Below are 20,449 nucleotides of genomic sequence, written 5' to 3' on the forward strand. Positions count from 1 at the left end.
CGTTCCAAGATCGCCGTGGTGTCGCACGACCCGCGCATCGACCCGATCGGTACCTGTATCGGCCTGCGCGGTTCACGCGTCACCTCGGTGACCAACGAACTGGCCGGCGAGCGCGTCGACATCATTCACTGGTCGGCCGAGCCGGCGCAGTATGTGATCAACGCACTGGCCCCTGCCGAAGTCAGCTCCATCGTGGTGGACGAAGACAAGCACAGCATGGACGTGGTGGTGGAAGAAGAGCAGCTGGCCATGGCCATCGGCCGTGGCGGCCAGAATGTCCGCCTCGCATCCGAGCTGACGGGCTGGGACCTCAACATCCTGTCGCGTGAAGCGGCGGAAGAAAAACAGCATGCCGAAAGCGGCAAGACGCTGGCCCTGTTCATCTCGAAGCTCGACGTCGACGAAGAAGTTGCGCAGATTCTGGTGGACGAAGGCTTCTCCACGCTGGAAGAAGTCGCCTACGTGCCGCTCAACGAAATGCTCGAAATCGAAGCCTTCGATCAGGACCTGGTCAACGAACTGCGCACCCGTGCACGCAATGCCCTGCTGACTGCGGCCATCGTGGGTGAAGAAGAAGTCGAAGCCTCGGCAGGCGACCTGCTGTCGCTCGAAGGCATGGATGCGGAAACCGCCCGCCTGCTTGCCAGCAAAGGCATTCACACCACCGAAGACCTGGCCGATCTGGCAAGCGATGAACTGATCGAGCTGGTTGAAATGGAAACCGAACGCGCCAATCAATTGATCATGGCCGCACGTGCGCCGATGATCGCCCAAGGCTGAGAGTCACGAGGATTGCATGAACGTTGAACAATTCGCCCAGGAACTGAAACTGCCCCCCCTTCTGCTGCTTGAGCAGCTGAAGGCGGCAGGTGTCAGCAAGACCGATATCGCCGACACCATGTCGGAGGCAGATAAATCGCATTTGCTCGACTATCTGCGCAAGGTGCATGGCGGCGGAGCTGAAGTCAGCAAAACCAAGATCACCATCACGCGCAAACAGACTGGCGAGATCCGTAAAACAGACAGTACCGGCAAGTCGCGCACGATTCAGGTCGAAACGCGTAAATCCCGCACCTACGTCAAACGCGACATCAGCGCAGCAACGGCCGATGCCCCGCCGGTTGCCGAGGTGGTCGAGGAAGCACTGCCAGTTGCGCCGATCGAGGAAGCGCTGCCGCCTGCGGTCGAGGCCGTGGCCGAAGTGGCACTCATCGCAGCCCCCGAGCCCGAGCCGGTCATCGAAGCCGTTGCGGTTCCGCCCGAAGCGCCACCCGCGCCCGTCGAGCCGGCCGTTGCCGAACCCGTAGCCGAAGCAGCAGCGCCTGCGGCAGCTGAAGCCATCGAATCGGCCGAAGCCGCTCCGGTCGTCAAGAAAGCCACCCGCATCATCAAGAAGGCCTCGATCCTGAACGAGGCCGAGGTCAAGGCGCGCGAAGAAGAATCCCGCCGCCACACCGCCTTGCAGGAACGCCAGGCTGCCGATGCCAAGGCGCGCATGGAACGTGAAGTCATGCGCAAGCAGGCCGAAGCCGCGCGCGAAGCGGCCAAGCTTGCCGCCGCCCAGAAGGCCGCCGAACCGGCCGCGCCTGCCGCCCCCACTGAAAAAACCCTGCACAAGCCCGACAAGCCCAGCGCGGGCAAAGCCGCCAAAGGCCCCGACAAGAAACCCGCGGGCAGCTGGAAGGATGACACCTCGCGCCGCAAGGGCGAGCTCAAGACCCGAGGCGGCGCCGCGCCCGATACCGGATGGCGTGGCCGCAAGGGCAAATCACGCTCGGGTCAGGACGACACCAACTTCATCGAACCGACCGAAATGGTCGTGCGCGAGGTGCTGGTTCCCGAAACCATCACCGTGGCCGAACTGGCCCACAAGATGTCGGTCAAGGCCGCCGAAGTCATCAAGACCTTGATGAAACTGGGCAGCATGGTGTCGATCAATCAGGTGCTCGACCAGGAAACCGCGATCATCGTGGTCGAGGAAATGGGGCACATCGGCAAACCGGCTGCGCTCGATACCCCGGAAGCCTTCCTGATCGACGCCGGCGAACCGACCGAATTCGAAATGCTGACGCGGGCCCCGGTGGTGACCGTGATGGGCCACGTCGACCACGGCAAAACCTCGCTGCTCGACACCATCCGCCGCACCCGTGTGGCGAGTGGCGAAGCAGGCGGCATTACCCAGCACATCGGCGCCTATCACGTCGATACCGAAAAAGGCTTCATCACCTTCCTCGACACCCCGGGTCACGAAGCGTTTACCGCGATGCGGGCACGCGGCGCGAAAGCGACCGACATCGTCGTGCTGGTGGTGGCGGCTGACGACGGCGTGATGCCGCAAACGATCGAAGCCATCCACCACGCCAAGGCGGCCGGTGTGCCCATCGTGGTGGCCGTGAACAAGATCGACAAACCCGATGCCAACCCCGAACGCATCCGCCAGGAACTGGTCGCGCAGGGCGTCACCCCCGAGGAATGGGGTGGCGATACGCAGTTCGTCGAAGTGTCGGCCAAAGCCAACACCAACATCGACGGCCTGCTCGATGCGATCCAGTTGCAGGCCGAAGTCCTGGAATTGAAGGCCGCCGCCGCTGGCTCGGCCAGGGGCATCGTGATCGAAGCCCGCCTCGACAAGGGCAAGGGCCCGGTCGCCACGCTGCTGGTGCAATCCGGCACCCTGCGCCGCGGCGACATGGTGCTGGCAGGCCAGGTATTCGGCCGCGTCCGCGCCATGCTCGACGAAACCGGCAAACCGGTCGCCGAAGCCGGCCCGTCGATCCCGGTCGAGATTCAGGGTCTGTCGGACGTGCCTCAGGCGGGTGAAGACATGATGGTGCTGCCGGACGAACGCAAGGCGCGCGAAATCGCGCTGTTCCGTCAGGGCAAGTTCCGCGATGTGCAGCTGGCCAAAAAACAGGCGTCGAAGATGGAAACGATGTTCGGCCAGATCGGCAAAGAGGAAGTGCAACAACTGCCGATCATCCTCAAGGCCGACATGCAGGGCTCCTACGAGGGTCTGGCGCACGCGCTGTCCAAGCTGTCGACCGAGGAAGTCAAGGTCAACATCATCCACAGCGCAGTCGGCGCCATCACCGAATCCGACGTCAACTTGGCGCTCGCTTCCAAGGCCGTACTGATCGGCTTCAACGTGCGCGCCGATGCTTTGGCCCGCAAGCTGGCCGAATCGAGCGGCGTCGACCTCCGTTACTACAACATCATCTACGAAGCTGTGGACGAGGTGAAAGCCGCGCTGTCCGGCATGCTGGCGCCCGAGAAGCGCGAAAGCGTGATCGGCACCGTGGAAATCCGCCAGGTCTTCGTGATTTCCAAAGTCGGCTCGATTGCCGGCTGCTACGTGCTCGACGGCGTCATCAAGCGCAATGCCGGCATCCGCGTGATCCGCAACAACACGGTGATCCATCAGGGCGAACTCGACTCGCTGAAGCGCTTCAAGGATGACGTCAAGGAAGTCAAAGCCAACTTCGAATGCGGCCTCAGCCTGAAGAACTTCAACGACATCCAGGTGGGCGACCATCTGGAAGTATTCGAAGTCGTGGAAGTCGCGCGCTCGCTGTAATGCCTAAGGATTTCCCCAGGGCACGCCGCGTCGCCGACCAGATCCAGCGCGAACTGCCGGAATTGATCCGGCAGGAAGTGAAGGACCCGCGCGTCGGCATGCTGACCATCACCGAGGTGGAGGTCAACCGCGACATGGAATTCGCCAAAGTGTTCTTTACCACCCTGGGCGGTGAGCCCGAGCATGCCGCCTGCCTGCAGGGCCTGCAGCGGGCCAGCGGTTTTCTGCGCTCGCAGCTGTCGCATCGCATGCAGTTGCGCGTGGTGCCCAAACTCACCTTCGTCTACGACCGCTCGGTCGAATACGGGATGCAACTCACCCACCTGATCGAAGCGGCCGTCGCCGAAGACGCCAAAAACACGCCCGCTTCCACCGAAGAAGATGGCGCAAGCGTAACGCCCAAACCGACCAGCGAGTGAAACCCGCCCGCCAGCCGATAGATGGCGTGCTGCTGCTGAACAAGCCAGTCGGCATCACCTCCAACGCCGCACTGCAAAAAGCCAAGTGGCTGCTCAACGCCAAAAAGGCCGGCCATACCGGCACCCTCGACCCCTTCGCCGACGGCCTGCTGCCGCTGTGTTTTGGCGAAGCTACCAAGTTCTCCGCCTACCTGCTCGACGCCGACAAGCACTACCGCGCAACCATGCGGCTCGGCGTCACCACCACGACCGGCGACCCAGAAGGCGACATTCTCGCTGAGCGCCCGGTTGCGTCAGGCTGCGACGACATCCGTGCTGTACTGCCCCGTTTCAGGGGTGAAACCGAACAAATCCCGCCCATGCATTCGGCGCTCAAACACCAGGGGCGCCCGCTTTACGAATACGCGCGTGCCGGCATCGAAATCGAGCGCCCACCCCGGAAAGTGCGAATCAACGCACTCGACCTCGTCGAATGCGCGCCCCCGGTTGTCGTGTTCGATGTGCAGTGCAGCGCCGGCACCTATATCCGCACCCTGGCGCAGGACATCGGCGCAGCCCTTGGATGCGGCGCCCACCTCACTGGCCTGACCCGTGCAGCGGTCGGTGGATTCCAGCTCGCACAAGCACATATCCTGACTGCGCTGGAAGCCCTCCCCGCCGACGAACGCACAAGCCTCTTGCTGCCGCTGGATGCCATGCTGACGCACCTCCCGGTTGTTGATTTATCTGCCGACGAAACGACGGCCCTGATACAAGGCCGTAGCGTGCCGTTTGCGCTTCAACATCAAGGTTTGGTTCGCCTGTACGCGCCAGGAAACGACTTTATTGGCTTGGCAGAAGCCGGCGCGGGGCAACTCGTCCCGCGACGACTCTGCAACACGGCAGATCGAGCCGCTCACGCTCGGGAATGAGTCGACCGTCTCGGTTCGGCCAGAAACGGTCCTTCGCAGTGCTTTATGCGGAAGTCCGGTAGCCGAACCTTAGCAGTCGCTCAACGTTCAAGGTAACCTGACTTGCGCGGCTTCATGCGCAAGTCAGGTTCACCGCAGGGTTAGGCCACACTTTAGTACCGCTCCCGTTCGTACCAAAATGCGAGATCACCAGACTCTACGCCGCGAGCGGTTCGCACTTTGAACAGGAAGATTTGCTCTTTAGAAGTGTCTTTAACTGACCATCCAGAGAGCTGACCATCTGACGTTAAGGGAAGAACAGGATTGTCGTAAATGTCTATGGATTTTGAGGCAAGAAGATGCTCGACATTTCCAATAGAAGCCGTTGATCTTGCACCATCCAATGAGCCGAGAATAGCCTCATATGCGCGGACACCAGGATTCAGGCCAATACCAAGAGTAAATCGAACGCTTTTTCCGGACTCAAGAGAAAGCGGAAGTGAGACAGGCTCAAGGGAGTCGCCCTGTCTGAGGCCGCTGTCCAGGCCTGAGTACCCTGCAATTGAGTTGTCAGATGTGACTTGGTCGATCTCATATGACGTGATGCTCAATGTGCTGCTGCCTATATTGGATATGAGTACGCTCCATGGTGCCACGATAGCTCCCGGTCTTAGAGCAGACGGTCGTCTGAACACAGTAATCTGGTTATCTCCCCTTAGACGCTGGAGACGCACTACGACCTCATCTCGGGTCGTGGCTATCCGAGCCTGTCGAGACTCATACAGGGAAAAGACAGACACTATTAACGCAATGACAGCAACAACTGACGCGACCCAGGTTGCCTGAGTCTGGCTCCGGGCCGTTGATCCATTGCTTGAGGGCTTGCGCGACATCTTGGTCTGTGCGGCCTAACGTAGAGCTAACCGGCGGCGCTTTAGCGCCGTCCAGTGACCGAAGGGAGCGAGGTTGAGCGCCGGGTTAGAGGTTACCACCGGGGGTTACCTAAGTATGAGCTTCTACTCACACCCCTCATTAACTGTGGTGCTGCAGGTGGCACTGCATCAGGGTTTGAAAATGATGTACGGCAGCCCTTCACAACACAAAACCAACCGTGTTTTCCTTGCTTTAGTGGTGATCGTATTTTCTTTGATAAGCATGACGGGCAGTAATACAGACCAGTTTTTCGATCATGGTAAATGCCTAGCTTTGCATCAAATTTGAGACTTGGACGGAAATAAAGAAAAGCAAATGGACCCAACAATGCAAACAGCGCTAATAGTAGGAGCAGGCGCAGCATGGTTACTGGCGCTACTTCTTTTATATATGGCGCTAGATGATTCTCTGCCAATAGCAGCACGGCTGATAGCACTGATACCAGCACCAGCGCTAGCACTTCTAGCGAATGCGCTTTTAATTTTTCGATGGCCTGGCTTGGCACAATGCTAAACCTCTAACAGTTTATATAGAGACCCATGAGTCTGGACGTTTTTTAATAAAGAGGCAGGCATTTCTCGGGTCTATTGTCTTGATTCTTATATAGGTGTTGGTCCAGCTGTCTCTTTATTACGTTATGCAAAAGGAGACCGGTGGCCGATGGATTATGCACGTGTTTCAGACGCTTAAGTAGCGGCGAGAAGTTTGAAATGGGATTTTGAATAGGCCGCTTTCCCTGCATCAACGGCCGTTCGGTGAGCAAGCTCAGACCGTCTCTTCAGGGTCGAAAGCGGGCGGTTTTGGCAGTCCGGTATTGCGACTTTATTAGGCCAAATCAGCCAGCGATGTGCCCTCCTGTCTGTATTCGTCTTGCCCTGCCCGCCTGCCAGTCCACGCGCTTGAGTCAGCCCCCCTTTTTCGCGTAAAATGCACGGTTTTCCCAGAACGTGTCCCGCTCAGCCGCAGGCCACGCGATTTAGAAGGAGTACACCATGGCTGTTACCGTCGCTCAAAAAGCTGAAATCGTCCAGAATTACCAGCGTGCCGCTGCCGACACCGGCTCCCCCGAAGTGCAGGTTGCCCTGCTGACGGCCCGCATCAACGACCTGACCGGCCACTTCAAGGCCAACATGAAGGATCACCACTCGCGTCGTGGTCTGCTGAAGATGGTGAGCCGCCGCCGCAAGCTGCTGGATTACCTGAAGCGCACCAATCTCGAAGGCTACAAGACCCTGATCGAACGTCTGAGCCTGCGTAAGTAAGCCAGGCTTTGCCCCTGTGATGACACAGCACCTTGCTGACCGCACCTTACCGGCTGCGCCAGCACCGGCTGGCTCGACACAGTGGGCGGGTCGTTTGACCCCCTGAATTTCCCTCGCCCCGCACTCGCGGGGCGTTTTCGTTTGAAAGGAACTCGTGTGAGCGCAATCAAGAAAACATTCACCTACGGCCGCCATCAGGTCATCCTGGAAACCGGCGAAATCGCCCGCCAGGCTGGCGGCGCGGTCATCGTCAACATTGAAGACACTGTGGTGCTGGTCACCGTCGTCGCCAAAAACGAAGTCAAACCCGGTCAGGATTTCTTTCCGCTGACGGTCGACTATCAGGAAAAAACCTACGCTGCAGGCCGCATTCCCGGTGGCTTCCTCAAGCGCGAAAGCCGTCCTTCCGACGGCGAGATCCTGATCTCGCGCCTGATCGACCGCCCGATCCGCCCGCTGTTTCCCGAAGGCTTCTTCAACGAAGTGCAGATCATCGCGACCGTGATGTCGTCCAACCCCGAGATCAGCGCCGACATTCCCGCCCTGATCGGCGCTTCCGCTGCGCTGTCGCTGTCCGGCCTGCCGTTCGACGGCCCGGTGGGTGCCGCGCGCGTCGGTTTCATCAACGGTGAATACGTGCTGAACCCGACCCATTCCGAGCTCAAGGACTCCGCGCTCGACCTCGTCGTCGCCGGCACCGAAGCCGCCGTGCTGATGGTCGAATCCGAAGCAATGGAACTGCCGGAAGACATCATGCTGGGCGCAGTCGTGTTCGGTCACACCCAGATGCGTGCCGTGATCGACGCGATCAACGAGCTGGCCGACGAAGCCGGCGCCGACGCGTGGGACTGGCAGGCGCCTGCCGAAGACACCGCGATGACCGGCCGCCTGAAAGCGCTGGCCGAAGACGGCCTGCAAGCGGCCTACAACATCAAGCAGAAGCAGGCGCGCATGACCGCCATCGACGAGACCCGCAACAAGGCCTTTGCCGAGCTGATCACCGCCGACATGGACACCGTCACGGTCAACGCTGTGAAGGACGCGTTCCACCACCTGGAAGCCAGCGTGGTGCGCAACCGCATCCTGTCCGGCCAGCCGCGCATCGACGGCCGCGACACCCGCACCGTGCGTCCGATCACCATCCGCACCGGCGTGTTGCCGCGCACCCACGGCTCCGCCCTGTTCACCCGCGGCGAAACCCAGGCGCTGGTCGTCACCACGCTCGGCACCGGGCGTGACGAGCAGACCATCGACGCGCTCGAAGGCAGCTACTCCGACCGTTTCATGATGCAGTACAACATGCCCCCCTACGCCACCGGCGAAACCGGCCGCGTGGGTTCGCCCAAGCGCCGCGAAGTCGGCCACGGCCGTCTGGCCAAGCGCGCGCTGATGGCGGTGCTGCCGTCCAAGGAAGAGTTCGGCTACACCATGCGCGTGGTTTCCGAAATCACCGAATCCAACGGCTCGTCGTCGATGGCCTCGGTGTGCGGTGGCTGCCTGTCGCTGATGGACGCCGGCGCGCCGCTGAAAGCGCACGTCGCCGGCATCGCCATGGGCCTGATCAAGGAAGGCGGCAAGTTCGCCGTGCTGACCGACATCCTCGGCGACGAAGATCACCTCGGCGACATGGACTTCAAGGTCGCGGGCACTGAAAAAGGCGTCACCGCGCTGCAGATGGACATCAAGATCCAAGGCATTACCGCTGAAATCATGGATGCCGCGCTGAAACAGGCCAAGGAAGGCCGCCTGCACATTCTTGAAATCATGAAAGCGTCGGTGTCGGCGGGTGCGCACGAAATGTCGGCCTATGCACCGCGCATCATCGCGATGAAAATCAATCCGGAAAAAATCCGCGACGTCATCGGCAAGGGCGGCGCCGTCATCCGCGCGCTGACCGAAGAAACCGGCACCCAGATCGACATCCAGGAAGACGGCACCGTGAAGATCGCCTGCACCAGCATGGAAGCCGGCGAACTGGCGAAGAAGCGCATCGAGGAAATCACCGCCGAGGTCGAAGTTGGCAAGGTCTACGAAGGCCCGGTCATCAAGCTGCTGGACTTCGGCGCGATCGTCAACGTGCTGCCGGGCCGCGACGGCCTGCTGCACATTTCGCAGATCGCCCACGAGCGCGTCAACGCCATCGGCGACCATCTGAAAGAAGGCCAGGTCGTGCGGGTGAAGATCCTGGAAGCCGACGAAAAAGGCCGTCTGCGTCTGTCGATGAAGGCGTTGCTGGATGCGCCCGCAGCGCCTGCGCCGGAAGCCACGGACGAACAGGCAAGCTGATCCTCCGTAGCTGCGCCCGACCCACGTAAGCGCGGGCCGGGCCAATAAAAAACGCGCCTTCCGGCGCGTTTTTTATTGCTTGCACATCCCTGGGTTCAGGTCAGCTATTCAGACCAGCTCGCCCAGAAACGTCTGCCACCAGCGTTTGCGCTGGCCGGTGACCACGCCGCTGATTTCCAGCTCGCGTGGCGGCGTTTTGCTCATCAGCCAGCCGGGAACGATGGAGGATTTGGTGGCGCTCGATCCGCACGAACTGCCCAGATGGTTGGGGTCGTAAATCTTGATGAAGTTGGGTGCATCGAGATTATCGGCATACACAATCGCGCAGTAATCTTCGTGATGTTCGCGCCGCAGCAGCTCGTCCATTTCACCCATGAAGCGTTGCACCCTGTCGGCGTCGGAAGGGGCGGTCGGAACCGGCTGACCGACGGCATACAGATACCAGCCGGCCTCGGCGTCCAGTTTCTGCCAGAACGCCGTCAATTGATCCCAGCGCATCACGCTGTAGAGCAGGCCATTGTAATAACGGTCGAATTCGTCGGTATCTGCCATGGTACGAACCTGTATTGAAGCGGATGGAGTGCGTCAGCAAAATACGGACGCCGAATACGTTAAGGTATTCTTCGGTCGTTCAGTGAAACGGCCGAGATCGAGGCTATGTTCAACTATCCCGCAGTTTCTGCAACATTCAGTAAAATCGACTCCGATTAAATAACAAAACCCCCTAGAACCGCAACCGATATGACCTTACAAGCCCTTATTTTCGACGTCGACGGCACCCTTGCCGATACCGAGCGCGATGGCCATCGTCCCGCATTCAACCAGGCCTTTTCAGATGCCGGTCTCGACTGGCACTGGGACGTCGCCCTCTACGGCAAGCTGCTTGCCGTGACGGGCGGCAAGGAACGCATGAAATACTACGTCGAGCAGTTTCGTCCGGATTACCAGAAGCCGGCCGATTTCGACGAGATGGTGGCCGAGCTGCATAAAAGCAAAACCCGCCATTACGCCGCGCTCGCAGCGCACGGCGGCATCCCGATCCGCCCCGGCATCAAGCGTCTGCTGATCGAAGCGCGCGCCGCCGGGCTGCGGCTGGCGATCGCCACCACCACCACGCCGGAAAACGTCACCGTGCTGCTGGAACACAGCCTCGGCGCCGGCACCCAGAGCTGGTTCGAGGTGATTGCCGCAGGCGACATCGTGCCCGCCAAAAAGCCGGCGCCCGATATCTACTTTTACGCGCTGGAGAAAATGGGTCTGCAGGCTGCCGACTGCATGGCCTTCGAAGATTCCGAGAACGGCCTGCGTGCCAGCCTGGGCGCAGACCTGAAAACGCTGGTCACGGTCAACGATTACACGCTCGATCATGACTTCAGCGGCGCTTCGGTGGTGTTGTCCGACCTCGGCGATCCCGGCGAGCCCAACCAGCTGATTGCCGGCCCCGATCTGGAACGGGCGTTTGTCGATGTGGCCTATCTGCGAGTTCTGCACTCCGTTTAGGGGTCAGGGGTCAGGGAATGAGCGGCCTCACCGCATTTTCATTGATTCATGGACGCGGCAAAGCCGCACAAAGCCCCCTGAATCCTGATCTCTGAATCCTGACCCCTATGGGTTGTGCATCAAGGCCGCTTCCAGCGTATTTTCCAGCAGGGTTGCGACGGTCATCGGACCGACGCCGCCGGGCACCGGCGTGATCCAGCTGGCGCGCGTCTTTGCGGAATCGAAATCAACGTCACCGACCAGCTTGCCGTCCGGCAGGCGGTTGATGCCGACGTCGATCACGATCGCGCCTTCGCGGATCCACTCGCCGGGAATCATCTGCGGCCGCCCCACCCCCACCACCAGGATTTCGGCCGAACGCACAAAGCTTTCCAGATCGCGCGTCGCGCTGTGACACACCGTGATGGTGCAGCCCGCCAGCAGCAACTCCAGGCTCATCGGCCGCCCGACGATATTCGACGCGCCGACCATCACCGCGTTCTTGCCGCGCAGTTCCTCGTTGGTGGCACGCAGCAGCGTCATGATCCCGCGCGGCGTAGACGGCCGCAGGGTGGGCATTTTCACCGCCAGGCGGCCGATGTTGTAGGGGTGGAAACCATCGACATCCTTGTTCGGGCGGATACGCTCGATCACCGTTTCGGCATCGATATGCGCGGGCAGGGGCAGCTGCACCAGAATACCGTCGATGGCTGGATCGGCGTTCAGCTGATCGATCAGCGCCAGCACCTGCTGCTGCGTCGTCGCGCTCGGCAGGTCATGCGCCACGCTGGTCACGCCGGCGCGCTCGCAGGCGCGTTTCTTGTTGCGCACGTACACCGCCGAAGCCGCATCGTCGCCCACCAGTATCACCGCCAGGCCGGGCGGACGTTTGCCCTGCACCTCGCGTTCGGCGACCTTGTCGTGAACCACGGCGAGAATGGTATCGGCCATGGCCTTGCCGTCGAGAATACGTGCGCTCATTCATTCCACCCTGATGCAAATAGGTGATTTTCCCGGAAACCCCCCCTTTTACTCAAGCTAAAATTGACCGCAGCTACTTCGCCCATGTATCATCTCGCTTCTCCGAAATGCAGTGGGTCAGCATTTACAGGATTTCGGGGTGTAGCGCAGCCCGGTAGCGCGCCTGCTTTGGGAGCAGGATGTCAGGAGTTCGAATCCCCTCACCCCGACCACCCCAATAATTTTAAGATGGCGCCCGTAGGATTCAGTAACGCTCTGCCCGTAGCTCAACCGGATAGAGCACCAGCCTTCTAAGCTGGGGGTTACAGGTTCGATTCCTGTCGGGCAGGCCAAGGTTTTGTTTGAGTAGTAGCCAAGGTTTTAACTAGTTAACAGTGGTGGACGTAGCTCAGTTGGTAGAGTCCAGGATTGTGATTCCTGTTGTCGTGGGTTCGAGCCCCATCGTCCACCCCACCAAATACAAAGCACCTGGCGCTTAACGGCCTAGGTGCTTTTTCTTTAACGACGACACCCGCTCTATTCGGAATATCCCCCGCCAATGCGGTAGCCGCCGCGTGAGTAATAACGGGGATCGCCCAATGGAACCACGACGAGCCCGCCTTCGGTGACGTGGTAGCCGGCCGCGCGGTCGCGGTCATGGTCGTAGCCGATCTCGGTGCCGGCCGCGATCCGGTTATGCCTGTCGATGATGACGCGGCGCAGCCTGACGCCGGCACCAATGCTCGCATAATCCATGATCACGCAATCCTCGATCCGCGCTCCCGGTTCGACTACCACTTCACGCCGCAGGATCGAATTGCGGATGGTCGCTTCGTTGACGATGGTCGCAGCCCCAAGCAACGAATTTTCAATTTCACCGTGAATGATCCGCGCGGTCGGGCCCTGATAATGGCTGGAATAAATCGGCCATTCCGGATTGAATGCATCGAAGCTCGGCTCCAGGCCGAGTACGTCGAAATGCGCTTCGAAATAGGTGTCCAGCGTCCCCACATCGCGCCAGTAGCTTTGCTCTTCATAAGGTTTGGCGCCCGGCACCACGTTGCTGGCGAAGTTGTAGGCGAACACCCGATGCGTCTGCAACAAGCGCGGCAGCACGTGGTGGCCGAAATCCGTCTCGCCGCGCTGGTGCGCCTCCTCCAGTGCCGCCCGCAGCAGCTCCGCGTTGAACAGATAATTTCCCATGGATGCGTAGACGCGCAACGGATCGTTTGGCATCGACTTCGCCTGCGCGGGCTTTTCCAGAAAACCTGTGACCCGTCCCGAGTCGTCGGTTTCGATGATGCCGAAGTTCGACGCCTGCTTGAGCGGAACCGGCAGCGCAGCGACAGTGATATCGGCCTGGTTCTCACAATGGAAGCGCATCATTTGCCGCACGTCCATGCGGTAAATATGATCAGCGCCGAATACCGCCACCAGATCGGGGCGATGCATGTCCATCAGGTTCATGCTCTGATACACCGCATCGGCAGTGCCACCGAACAGGCTGCCGTCGCGGGTCATCTGTGGCGGCACCACGGTCACGAACTGTTCCGGAAACAGCGTCGAGACGGTCCACGCCTTGCGGATATGCTCGATCAGCGACTGCGGCCGGTACTGCACCAGCAGATAGATCGAACGAATATCCGAGTTCAACAGATTGCTCAACACGAAATCCACGATGCGATAGCGGCTGCCGAACGGCACTGCGGGTTTGCAGCGATCCTTCGTCAGCGGATACAGGCGCGATCCCTCGCCGCCTGCCATGACAAACGCCATCACCTTCTCGCGTATCCGCCTTTCGAGCATGAGCAGTCCCTCGGATCGTTTTGCGGTCTTTGATTGCTGTCCTGTTTATAGCCGACGAAAAAATGCATACACAATCCTGGAATTGCCCGTCGTGCCGGACAGACTCCCCGCGCTGCCATGGCGATCAGGCGGAATGGCATGGAAATCGCTTGGGCACGCTTGCCGCACACGCTGCATGCTTGATTCAGTTGTCTAGAATGGGTTATGGAAAAAATGCGGGGCAACCCGCCGGGCGTTTCAGCGACTCTGCTTGTCAGTGCCGTTCCTGGGAAGTGGATCGCTCATGTTCCTGCAAGCATGTTCGACAAGACAGGAGATACTCATGAAATCAAAAACCAGTACACCCCCCACGCTGATTGCTGTTGCGCTTGTGGGACTAGCCTTGCAGCCGGCTTATGCCGCGGAGGCAAAGAGCGTCCCGCCCACACCGGCCGCGTCCGCGGCGAGCCTGAGTTTCAAGACGCTCGACACCGACAAGGACGGCTACCTTTCGATAAAGGAGTTCACGGCCAAAGGCCTGGATGATCTGGCCTTCAGGGCCGCGGACATCGATAGCGATGGCCAGGTGGACCCGGACGAATACGGCAAATACAGCCAGTTGAAAGCAAATGATCCGCTCAAGTCCGGATCTGGGGGCGCCGCGCCGACAAAGCCCGGAGATTCCGCACCCAAGCCAACCCGGTATCCGTCCGGATACTAGGGAAGCCGCAGGTTCTGGATGCCCAGCGCCAACTCAATCACGTTCTCGGCCCAGCCCTGCTATTGAAAGGTGCACAAAAAGTCGTGAACGCTGCGAGCGCGGTTTCATTCGCGAATCTCGCCATCGGCATACAGCCAGTGCCCATCGATTTTCTCGAACCGGCTCACTTCATGCAGCTTGGAGGCGCGGCCATTCAGCTTGTAGCGCGCAATAAATTCCACCGTAGCGTGATGTTCATCCAGCGGCGTGTACGCCTTGACCGTCAGCCCCAGCCATTGCGGGCGCGGCGTGGCATCGAGTTCCAGATTTGCGGGACAGGTGTTGGGGTGCCAGGTCGCCTTCAAGTACGTCTCCAGCCCCAGCACATACGCACTGTAGCGCGAGCGCATCAGGGCGTCGGCATCCGGCGCCGGCGCGCCGCCGTGATAACGGCCGCAGCACGCTGCCAGCGTGCGTCCCGAACCGCATGGGCAGGTCTGGTCGCTCATGGTTTTTTCACCGGGCAACGCAGCTTCGGCTGGAGATGCGGCCATACCGCATCGAGAATCTGCGCCTGCGCCGCCTCGTTCGGGTGGATACCGTCGGCCTGCATCAGGCCGGACGTGACGCCGACACCGCACACAAAACACGGGATGCGCGTGAGCTTTTCCTCGCGCGCCAGCTCCGCATAGATCCGCGAAATCGCATCCGCATAGGGTTTGCCGTAGTTCGGCAGCACGGGCACGTCGAACAGCACCACCCAGGCGCCCGCCGCTTTGGCCTGGCGGATCATCGCCAGCAGGTTGCGCTTGATCTCCGCCGGCGGAATGCCGCGTAGCGCGTCGTTGCCGCCCAGTTCGATCAGCACGCCTTGCGGATGCTGGCGTTGCAGCGCGGGCGGCAAGCGCTGCAGTCCGTTTTGCGTGGTATCGCCGCTGACGCTGGCGTTGACCACGCGCCAGTCGGGCGCGGTTTTCTTCAGCCGTGCATCGAGCTTCGCCACCCAGCTGGTGCCCGTTTCCAGACCATAGCCGGAACTCAGGCTGTCGCCGACGATCAACAGGGTGCACGATGCGGCATGCGCCCAGCCCGGCATGGCCAGCCAACCCATCCACAACAGCATCCACACGCGATAATTCATCCACTCACCTTTTATCCGACGCCCGCCTGATGACCCCGACCGATCCCGCCCAGTTCCCCATCGTCGCAGCACGCGCCCTGTCGCAACGCGTCGCGACTGCCGACGGCCCGCTCGTCATCCTCAGCGAAGTCGAGCTTGCCGTCAAAGCGGGCGAGACGCTGGCCATCACCGGCGCGTCCGGTTCCGGCAAGTCGACCCTGCTCGGATTGCTGGCAGGACTCGACCAGCCCAGCAGCGGCGAACTGTTTCTGCTCGGCCAGAACCTGAACGCGCTCGACGAAGACGCCCGCGCCCGTTTGCGCGCCGGGCGCATCGGCTTCGTGTTCCAGTCGTTTCAATTACTGCCTGCGCTCACCGCGCTGGAAAACATCCTGCTGCCGCTGGAACTGGCAGGCCGCCCTGATGCGCGCGAACGCGCCGCCCACTGGCTCGACCGTGTCGGCATCACCGCGCGCGCCGGCCACACCCCGCGCCAACTGTCCGGTGGCGAGCAGCAGCGTGTCGCCATCGCGCGCGCCTTCGCCACCGACCCCGAAATCGTGTTCGCCGACGAACCCACCGGCAACCTCGATGCCGACACCGGCGCGCGCATCATCGACCTGCTGTTCGAACTCAACGCCTCCGCCCACACCACGCTCATTCTGGTCACCCACGACGACGCGCTGGCGGCCCGCTGCCAGCGGCGGATTCATCTGGTCGCCGGCCGCATGAACGAGGTCGCCGCGGCATGAACTTTGTCCGCCTCGGCCTCTGGTTATTGCGCCGCGAACGCAGCAGCGGCGAATGGCGCGTGCTGTTGCTGGCGCTCATCATCGGCGTCGGCAGCGTCGCCACCACCGGCTTTCTCGGCGACCGCATCAAGCGTGCGATGAGCGAACAGGGCGCGAACTTCCTCGGCGCCGATTTGCTGGTGAGCAGCCCGCGCCCGATCACGCACTGGCCGCAGCACGCCCTTGCCACCAGCCGTGCGATCGAATTCACCAGCATGGTCGCGCAAGGCGACGCCTTCCAGCTCGCCACCCTGCGCGCGGTGGACGCGGCCTATCCCCTGCGCGGCAGCGTGCGCATCGCCGCGCGTCCGTTCGAGCCCGGCGTTGCGCGCCCGGCGCTGCCGCCGCGCGGTTCGATTTACGTCGATGGCACGCTGCTGCCGCTGCTCAATGCGCAGGTCGGCGACCGCGTGCAGATCGGCGAAGCGCCCTTCACCATCGCCGGCGTGGTGGCCGAAGAACCCGGCCAGCTCGGTGGCGTGTTCGGCCTCGCGCCCCGCGTGTTCCTGCGCGCCGACGAAGTCGCGGCCACCCGCGTGCTGCAGCCCGGCAGCCGCGTCAGCTATCTCTACCAGTTCGCCGGCGAAGCCAAACCGCTGGCCGTATTCGGCGCGGCGCTGAAGCCCGCGCTCGACAGCACCCAGCGCCTCATCGGTTCGCGCGAAGGCGTGGAAACCCTGCGCGGCGCGTTCGTCAATGCGGATAAATACATCCAGCTCACGGCGCTGGTCAGCCTGCTGCTGTCGGTGGCGGCCATCGCCATCGCCGCCCACCGGCACGCGCTGCGGCATTACGACCAGGCCGCGCTGCTGCGCTGCTTCGGCGCCACCACCGCGCAACTGCGCACGCTGTACGCAGTCCAGTTGCTGACGCTGGGGCTGCTGGGCAGCCTGCTCGGCATTGCCATCGGTGCCGCCATGCAGCAGGGACTGGCGCTGATGATCCTGCCCGATGCTGCCACCCGGTTGCCTGCGCTCGGCAGCGCGCCCGTCGGCGTGGCCCTGGTCAGCGGCCTGCTGGCGCTGGCGGGCGCCAGCCTGCCCGCCCTGCTGCGCCTGATCCGCGTGTCGCCGTTGCGGGTGTTGCGGCGCGAACTGCCGCCGCTGCCGCTGGCCGCCTGGATCAGCGTCGCCGTCAGCGGCAGCGCACTGCTGGCGCTGGTGGCGTGGGTTGCCGACGACGCCAAACTGGTCGCCGTTTTCGTCGGCGCGCTGGCGGGCCTGGCCGCTGTGCTGGTGCTGCTCGCCCGGCTGACGCTGCTGGGCGGGCAAGCGGTGCAAAAGCTGAGCCACGGCCCGCTGCGCTTTGGCCTCGCGCAACTGCTGCGCCACCGCTTCGACAGCACCGTGCAGCTCGGCGCATTCACCCTCGCGCTGTTCCTCGTCGCCCTGCTGGCGCTGGTGCGCAGCGATCTCGTCGACAGCTGGCGCGCCCAGCTGCCGCCCGATGCGCCGAATTATTTTCTGGTGAACATCGCGCCGCAGCAGCAGGCAGACGTCGCCGCTTTTCTGCAGCAGCACCGGCTGCAGGCATCCGCGCTGTATCCCATGGTGCGCGGCCGCCTGGTGAGCAAGAACGACGCGCCTATCGCCGCCACGTTGCCGCCGGAAGCGCGCGACAACGCCACGCTGCGGCGCGAACTCAACCTCACCTGGACCGCCACCCTGCCCGCCAACAACGTCATCCTCGCCGGGCAATGGCACGGCAGCCAGCGCAGCGCCATCATCTCGGTCGAATCCGGCATGGCCGAACGGCTCAAGCTGGCCGTCGGCGACAGCCTCGGCTTCCAGGTCGGCGACCAGATGCTCAGCGCGCGCATCGGCAGTATCCGCAGCGTGAAGTGGGATTCGATGCAGCCCAACTTCTTCGTCATCTTCGCCCCCGGCCAGCTCGACGCCCTGCCCGCCAGCGCCATCGCCAGCGTGCACGTCTCCGCAAACCAGGCCGGCGTACTGCCCGGTTTCGTCAAAGCCTTCCCCGGCATCACCGTGCTCGCGCTCGACAAACTCATCGCCAACATCGAAGCGGTATTCGCCCAGATCATCGGCGCGATCCAACTGCTGCTGGGATTTTTGCTCGCCGCCGGCATGGCTGTCGTCGTCGCCACGCTGCTGGCCAGCCTCGACGCACGCCAGCAGGAAGCCGTGCTGCTGCGCACCCTGGGCGCGCAACGCGCCTGGCTGGCCAAAAGCCTGTGGAGCGAATTCATCGCACTCGGCCTGCTCGCCGGCCTGCTCGCCAGCGTCTGCGCCGAAATCGCCATGGCGCTGATCGCCCATCGCCTGTTCGAACTGCCGCCGCGCCCGCACCCCTGGCTGTGGCTCGTGCTGCCGACAGCCGGCGCGCTGCTGGTGGGCCTGAGCGGCTGGCTCACCACGCGGCAGATCACCCGCGTGCCGCCGATGCAGTCGATACGAGCGTTGGGTTGATCGAATGGACCTTGGCTCCGGAATGCCAACCGAACACAGGGCAGTCCGGGCTAGTGGTTCAAACATAGCAAGATACGGGTCGCAGATAGGTGTTCAAACCTTCATATTTATTCCGTACCGACTTGTCGGTATGAAAATCAAACGATGAAAGGTTTCGCAAAATGTCTGCACTGCCCAACAAAATCGCGCTTGTCACTGGAGCAAGTTCCGGGATCGGTTATGCAACAGCCAAACTATTCGCCCGAGAGGGGGCCAGGCTTGTCGTCGCCGCGCGACGCCAACCGGAGCTTGACGCCCTCGTTGAGGAAATCACCCAGGCGGGCGGCCATGCCGTCGCGCTTGCTGGCGACGTCAAGGACGAGGCTTTTGCGAAGGCCTTGGTCGAACTGGCCATAGGGCGTTTCGGCGGCCTCGATGTGGCATTCAACAATGCCGGCACGATCGGCGAGATGGGCGCCTCGCCCGATGTGTCGCTCTCGGGGTGGGAGGACACGATCAGGACAAACCTGACGAGCGCCTTCCTCGGCGCGAAGTATCAGCTTCCCGCGATGCTTGAGCGGAACGGCGGATCCCTGATCTTCACGTCGACAATCGTCGGTTACACCGTAGGCCTGCCAGGCATGGCAGCCTATGCCGCGAGCAAGGCGGGGATCATCGGCCTCACGCAGGCACTCGCTGCCGAGTTTGGCCCCAAAGGCATCCGGGTGAACGCCCTCCTGCCGGGTGGTACGGATACCCCCATGGGCCGGGCTTTCGCCAATACGCCAGACGCATTAGCCTTCGTCCAGGGGCTTCACGCCCTGAAGCGTATGGCGTTGCCGGAAGAGATTGCAAAATCGGCCCTCTACCTCGCATCCGATGCATCGAGCTTCACCACCGGCTCGGCGCTGCTGGCAGACGGTGGGGTTTCCATCAACAGAGCCTGAATATGCCCCCGTCAACACGCCATGGAAAATGCAGATGTCCGACTATGACCGCATAGCTGAAGCCATCGCTTTCATCGCCAACAGGGTAAACAGTCAACCCTCCCTGCAGGAAATCGCGCAGCACTTACACCTGAGCCCTTTCCACTTCCAGCGACTATTCAGCCGCTGGGCAGGCGTAACGCCCAAAAGGTTCTTGCAGGTGCTCACGCTGGAGCGCGCCAAGCAATTGCTGAACGAATCGAAGCCGCTGCTTGAAGTGTCGGACACCCTGGGTTTAAGCAGCGGTTCGCGGTTGTATGACCATTTCGTCCATCTGGAAGCGGTTACCCCCGGCGAATACAAGATGGGGGGCGCGGGTCTGGCGCTTGAATATGCCGTACACGACACGCCCTTTGGCAAGGCGTTTATCGCCATCACACCCAGAGGCATCTGTAGTTTTGCGTTTTTGGAACACGCGGAGTCCGATAGCCAGCTGCATGCGTTACAGAAAGAATGGCCGCGTGCGACGATGCATGAAAATCGTCAACGAACGCTCGCGGTGATCAAAGCCATGTTCGGCGAAGAAAAGAAACTGGACCGCCCCTTGTCTTTGCATGTTTCCGGAACGAACTTTCAGATCAGCGTGTGGAAAGCATTGCTGCAGATACCCCCGGCAAAAGTGGCAAGCTATACCCAGATAGCAGCCGCAATCGGCCATCCAGATTCGGCCAGAGCCGTGGGCCAGGCTGTAGGCGCAAACCCGGTCGCGATCCTGATCCCCTGCCACCGCGTCATTCAGCAAAGCGGCAAGTTGGGTGGGTACCACTGGGGGGAAACCCGGAAACAGGCGATCCATGTTTGGGAGTCTGCAAGGCATGAGGAAGCTCATCCATAAGAAGACTTCGGGGCTGGGACT

The 20,449-nt window shown here is 61.6% G+C and carries 19 protein-coding genes and 3 tRNA genes; 16 read left to right on the forward strand and 6 right to left on the reverse strand.

Translation table 11 applies throughout. The features are described from left to right. From IV098_RS11825 to truB, 4 genes are all read left to right on the forward strand, one after another. Nucleotides 1-780, forward strand: a 780-nt coding sequence (locus IV098_RS11825; RefSeq protein WP_296889354.1) for a transcription termination/antitermination protein NusA, incomplete at its 5' end; no start/stop codon positions are given. Between the two features lie 16 nt (nucleotides 781-796). Then, nucleotides 797-3,574 carry a translation initiation factor IF-2 gene (gene infB, locus IV098_RS11830; RefSeq protein WP_296889355.1) on the forward strand — a complete coding sequence of 926 codons (2,778 nt, stop codon included), beginning with the start codon at nucleotides 797-799 and terminating at the stop codon, nucleotides 3,572-3,574. Further along, nucleotides 3,574-3,993 (forward strand): 30S ribosome-binding factor RbfA, encoded by a 420-nt coding sequence (rbfA, locus tag IV098_RS11835; protein ID WP_296889356.1) that lies wholly within the window; start codon nucleotides 3,574-3,576, stop codon nucleotides 3,991-3,993. Before infB ends, rbfA begins: the two co-directional genes overlap by 1 nt. After that, nucleotides 3,990-4,904, forward strand: a complete 915-nt coding sequence (gene truB / locus IV098_RS11840; protein ID WP_296889357.1) for a tRNA pseudouridine(55) synthase TruB — start codon at nucleotides 3,990-3,992, stop codon at nucleotides 4,902-4,904. The genes rbfA and truB overlap by 4 nt, the downstream gene beginning before the upstream one ends. A gap of 152 nt (nucleotides 4,905-5,056) precedes the next feature. Here the strand turns inward: truB and IV098_RS11845 are convergent, their stop codons facing one another. After that, nucleotides 5,057-5,494, reverse strand: a complete 438-nt coding sequence (locus IV098_RS11845) for a hypothetical protein (RefSeq protein ID WP_296889358.1) — start codon at nucleotides 5,492-5,494, stop codon at nucleotides 5,057-5,059. 397 nt (nucleotides 5,495-5,891) lie between these two features. Here IV098_RS11845 and IV098_RS11850 point away from each other — a divergent pair, with 397 nt between their 5' ends. The 3 genes from IV098_RS11850 (at nucleotide 5,892) to pnp (ending at nucleotide 9,364) form a co-directional block, all read left to right on the forward strand. Continuing rightward, on the forward strand, nucleotides 5,892-6,104 hold the full coding sequence (locus IV098_RS11850; RefSeq protein WP_296889360.1) for a hypothetical protein: 213 nt from the start codon (nucleotides 5,892-5,894) through the stop codon (nucleotides 6,102-6,104). A 704-nt stretch (nucleotides 6,105-6,808) separates the two neighbouring features. Next, entirely contained in the window at nucleotides 6,809-7,078 is a 270-nt protein-coding gene (gene rpsO / locus IV098_RS11855; RefSeq protein WP_296889362.1) for a 30S ribosomal protein S15, read from the forward strand. 156 nt (nucleotides 7,079-7,234) lie between these two features. After that, the gene (gene pnp / locus IV098_RS11860; protein ID WP_296889365.1) at nucleotides 7,235-9,364 is read left to right on the forward strand and encodes a polyribonucleotide nucleotidyltransferase; all 2,130 of its coding nucleotides are present in this window, start codon (nucleotides 7,235-7,237) and stop codon (nucleotides 9,362-9,364) included. A 108-nt stretch (nucleotides 9,365-9,472) separates the two neighbouring features. Here pnp and IV098_RS11865 read toward each other — a convergent pair whose 3' ends face one another. Further along, nucleotides 9,473-9,916 (reverse strand): hypothetical protein, encoded by a 444-nt coding sequence (locus IV098_RS11865; RefSeq protein WP_296889367.1) that lies wholly within the window; start codon nucleotides 9,914-9,916, stop codon nucleotides 9,473-9,475. 189 nt (nucleotides 9,917-10,105) lie between these two features. On the opposite strand from IV098_RS11865, the gene IV098_RS11870 reads away from it, so the two are divergent. Next, nucleotides 10,106-10,864, forward strand: a complete 759-nt coding sequence (locus IV098_RS11870) for an HAD family hydrolase (RefSeq protein ID WP_296889368.1) — start codon at nucleotides 10,106-10,108, stop codon at nucleotides 10,862-10,864. A 105-nt stretch (nucleotides 10,865-10,969) separates the two neighbouring features. Here the strand turns inward: IV098_RS11870 and folD are convergent, their stop codons facing one another. Continuing rightward, entirely contained in the window at nucleotides 10,970-11,824 is an 855-nt protein-coding gene (gene folD / locus IV098_RS11875; protein WP_296889369.1) for a bifunctional methylenetetrahydrofolate dehydrogenase/methenyltetrahydrofolate cyclohydrolase FolD, read from the reverse strand. A 135-nt stretch (nucleotides 11,825-11,959) separates the two neighbouring features. On the opposite strand from folD, the gene IV098_RS11880 reads away from it, so the two are divergent. The 3 genes from IV098_RS11880 to IV098_RS11890 all read left to right on the forward strand — a co-directional run bounded on the left by IV098_RS11880 (nucleotide 11,960) and on the right by IV098_RS11890 (nucleotide 12,277). Next, nucleotides 11,960-12,036: transfer RNA gene (locus IV098_RS11880), tRNA-Pro, on the forward strand. Nucleotides 12,037-12,079: 43 nt separating this feature from the next. Next, nucleotides 12,080-12,156, forward strand: a tRNA-Arg gene (locus tag IV098_RS11885). Between the two features lie 45 nt (nucleotides 12,157-12,201). Next, nucleotides 12,202-12,277: transfer RNA gene (locus tag IV098_RS11890), tRNA-His, on the forward strand. Nucleotides 12,278-12,340: 63 nt separating this feature from the next. Here the strand turns inward: IV098_RS11890 and glgC are convergent. After that, nucleotides 12,341-13,609: a glucose-1-phosphate adenylyltransferase gene (gene glgC / locus IV098_RS11895; RefSeq protein ID WP_296889370.1), complete on the reverse strand. Its 1,269-nt coding sequence runs from the start codon at nucleotides 13,607-13,609 to the stop codon at nucleotides 12,341-12,343. A gap of 322 nt (nucleotides 13,610-13,931) precedes the next feature. Here glgC and IV098_RS11900 point away from each other — a divergent pair, with 322 nt between their 5' ends. Next, the gene (locus tag IV098_RS11900; protein ID WP_296889371.1) at nucleotides 13,932-14,309 is read left to right on the forward strand and encodes an EF-hand domain-containing protein; all 378 of its coding nucleotides are present in this window, start codon (nucleotides 13,932-13,934) and stop codon (nucleotides 14,307-14,309) included. 104 nt (nucleotides 14,310-14,413) lie between these two features. Here IV098_RS11900 and IV098_RS11905 read toward each other — a convergent pair whose 3' ends face one another. Both IV098_RS11905 and IV098_RS11910 read right to left on the reverse strand, forming a co-directional pair. Continuing rightward, nucleotides 14,414-14,797, reverse strand: coding sequence for a YchJ family metal-binding protein (locus tag IV098_RS11905; RefSeq protein ID WP_296889372.1), 384 nt, complete (start codon nucleotides 14,795-14,797; stop codon nucleotides 14,414-14,416). After that, nucleotides 14,794-15,429 carry an arylesterase gene (locus tag IV098_RS11910; RefSeq protein ID WP_296889373.1) on the reverse strand — a complete coding sequence of 212 codons (636 nt, stop codon included), beginning with the start codon at nucleotides 15,427-15,429 and terminating at the stop codon, nucleotides 14,794-14,796. The genes IV098_RS11905 and IV098_RS11910 overlap by 4 nt, the downstream gene beginning before the upstream one ends. A gap of 29 nt (nucleotides 15,430-15,458) precedes the next feature. On the opposite strand from IV098_RS11910, the gene IV098_RS11915 reads away from it, so the two are divergent. From IV098_RS11915 to IV098_RS11930, 4 genes are all read left to right on the forward strand, one after another. Further along, nucleotides 15,459-16,160 carry an ABC transporter ATP-binding protein gene (locus tag IV098_RS11915; RefSeq protein WP_296889375.1) on the forward strand — a complete coding sequence of 234 codons (702 nt, stop codon included), beginning with the start codon at nucleotides 15,459-15,461 and terminating at the stop codon, nucleotides 16,158-16,160. Next, nucleotides 16,157-18,628, forward strand: coding sequence for an FtsX-like permease family protein (locus IV098_RS11920; RefSeq protein ID WP_296889376.1), 2,472 nt, complete (start codon nucleotides 16,157-16,159; stop codon nucleotides 18,626-18,628). The genes IV098_RS11915 and IV098_RS11920 overlap by 4 nt, the downstream gene beginning before the upstream one ends. A 161-nt stretch (nucleotides 18,629-18,789) precedes the next feature. Beyond that, on the forward strand, nucleotides 18,790-19,554 hold the full coding sequence (locus tag IV098_RS11925; protein WP_296889377.1) for an SDR family oxidoreductase: 765 nt from the start codon (nucleotides 18,790-18,792) through the stop codon (nucleotides 19,552-19,554). Nucleotides 19,555-19,588: 34 nt separating this feature from the next. Next, entirely contained in the window at nucleotides 19,589-20,428 is an 840-nt protein-coding gene (locus tag IV098_RS11930) for a bifunctional transcriptional activator/DNA repair enzyme AdaA (protein ID WP_296889378.1), read from the forward strand. The last annotated feature ends 21 nt before the right edge of the window (nucleotides 20,429-20,449 follow it).

This window comes from Thiobacillus sp. (genome assembly GCF_018780105.1).
Classification (GTDB): Bacteria; Pseudomonadota; Gammaproteobacteria; order Burkholderiales; family Thiobacillaceae; genus Thiobacillus.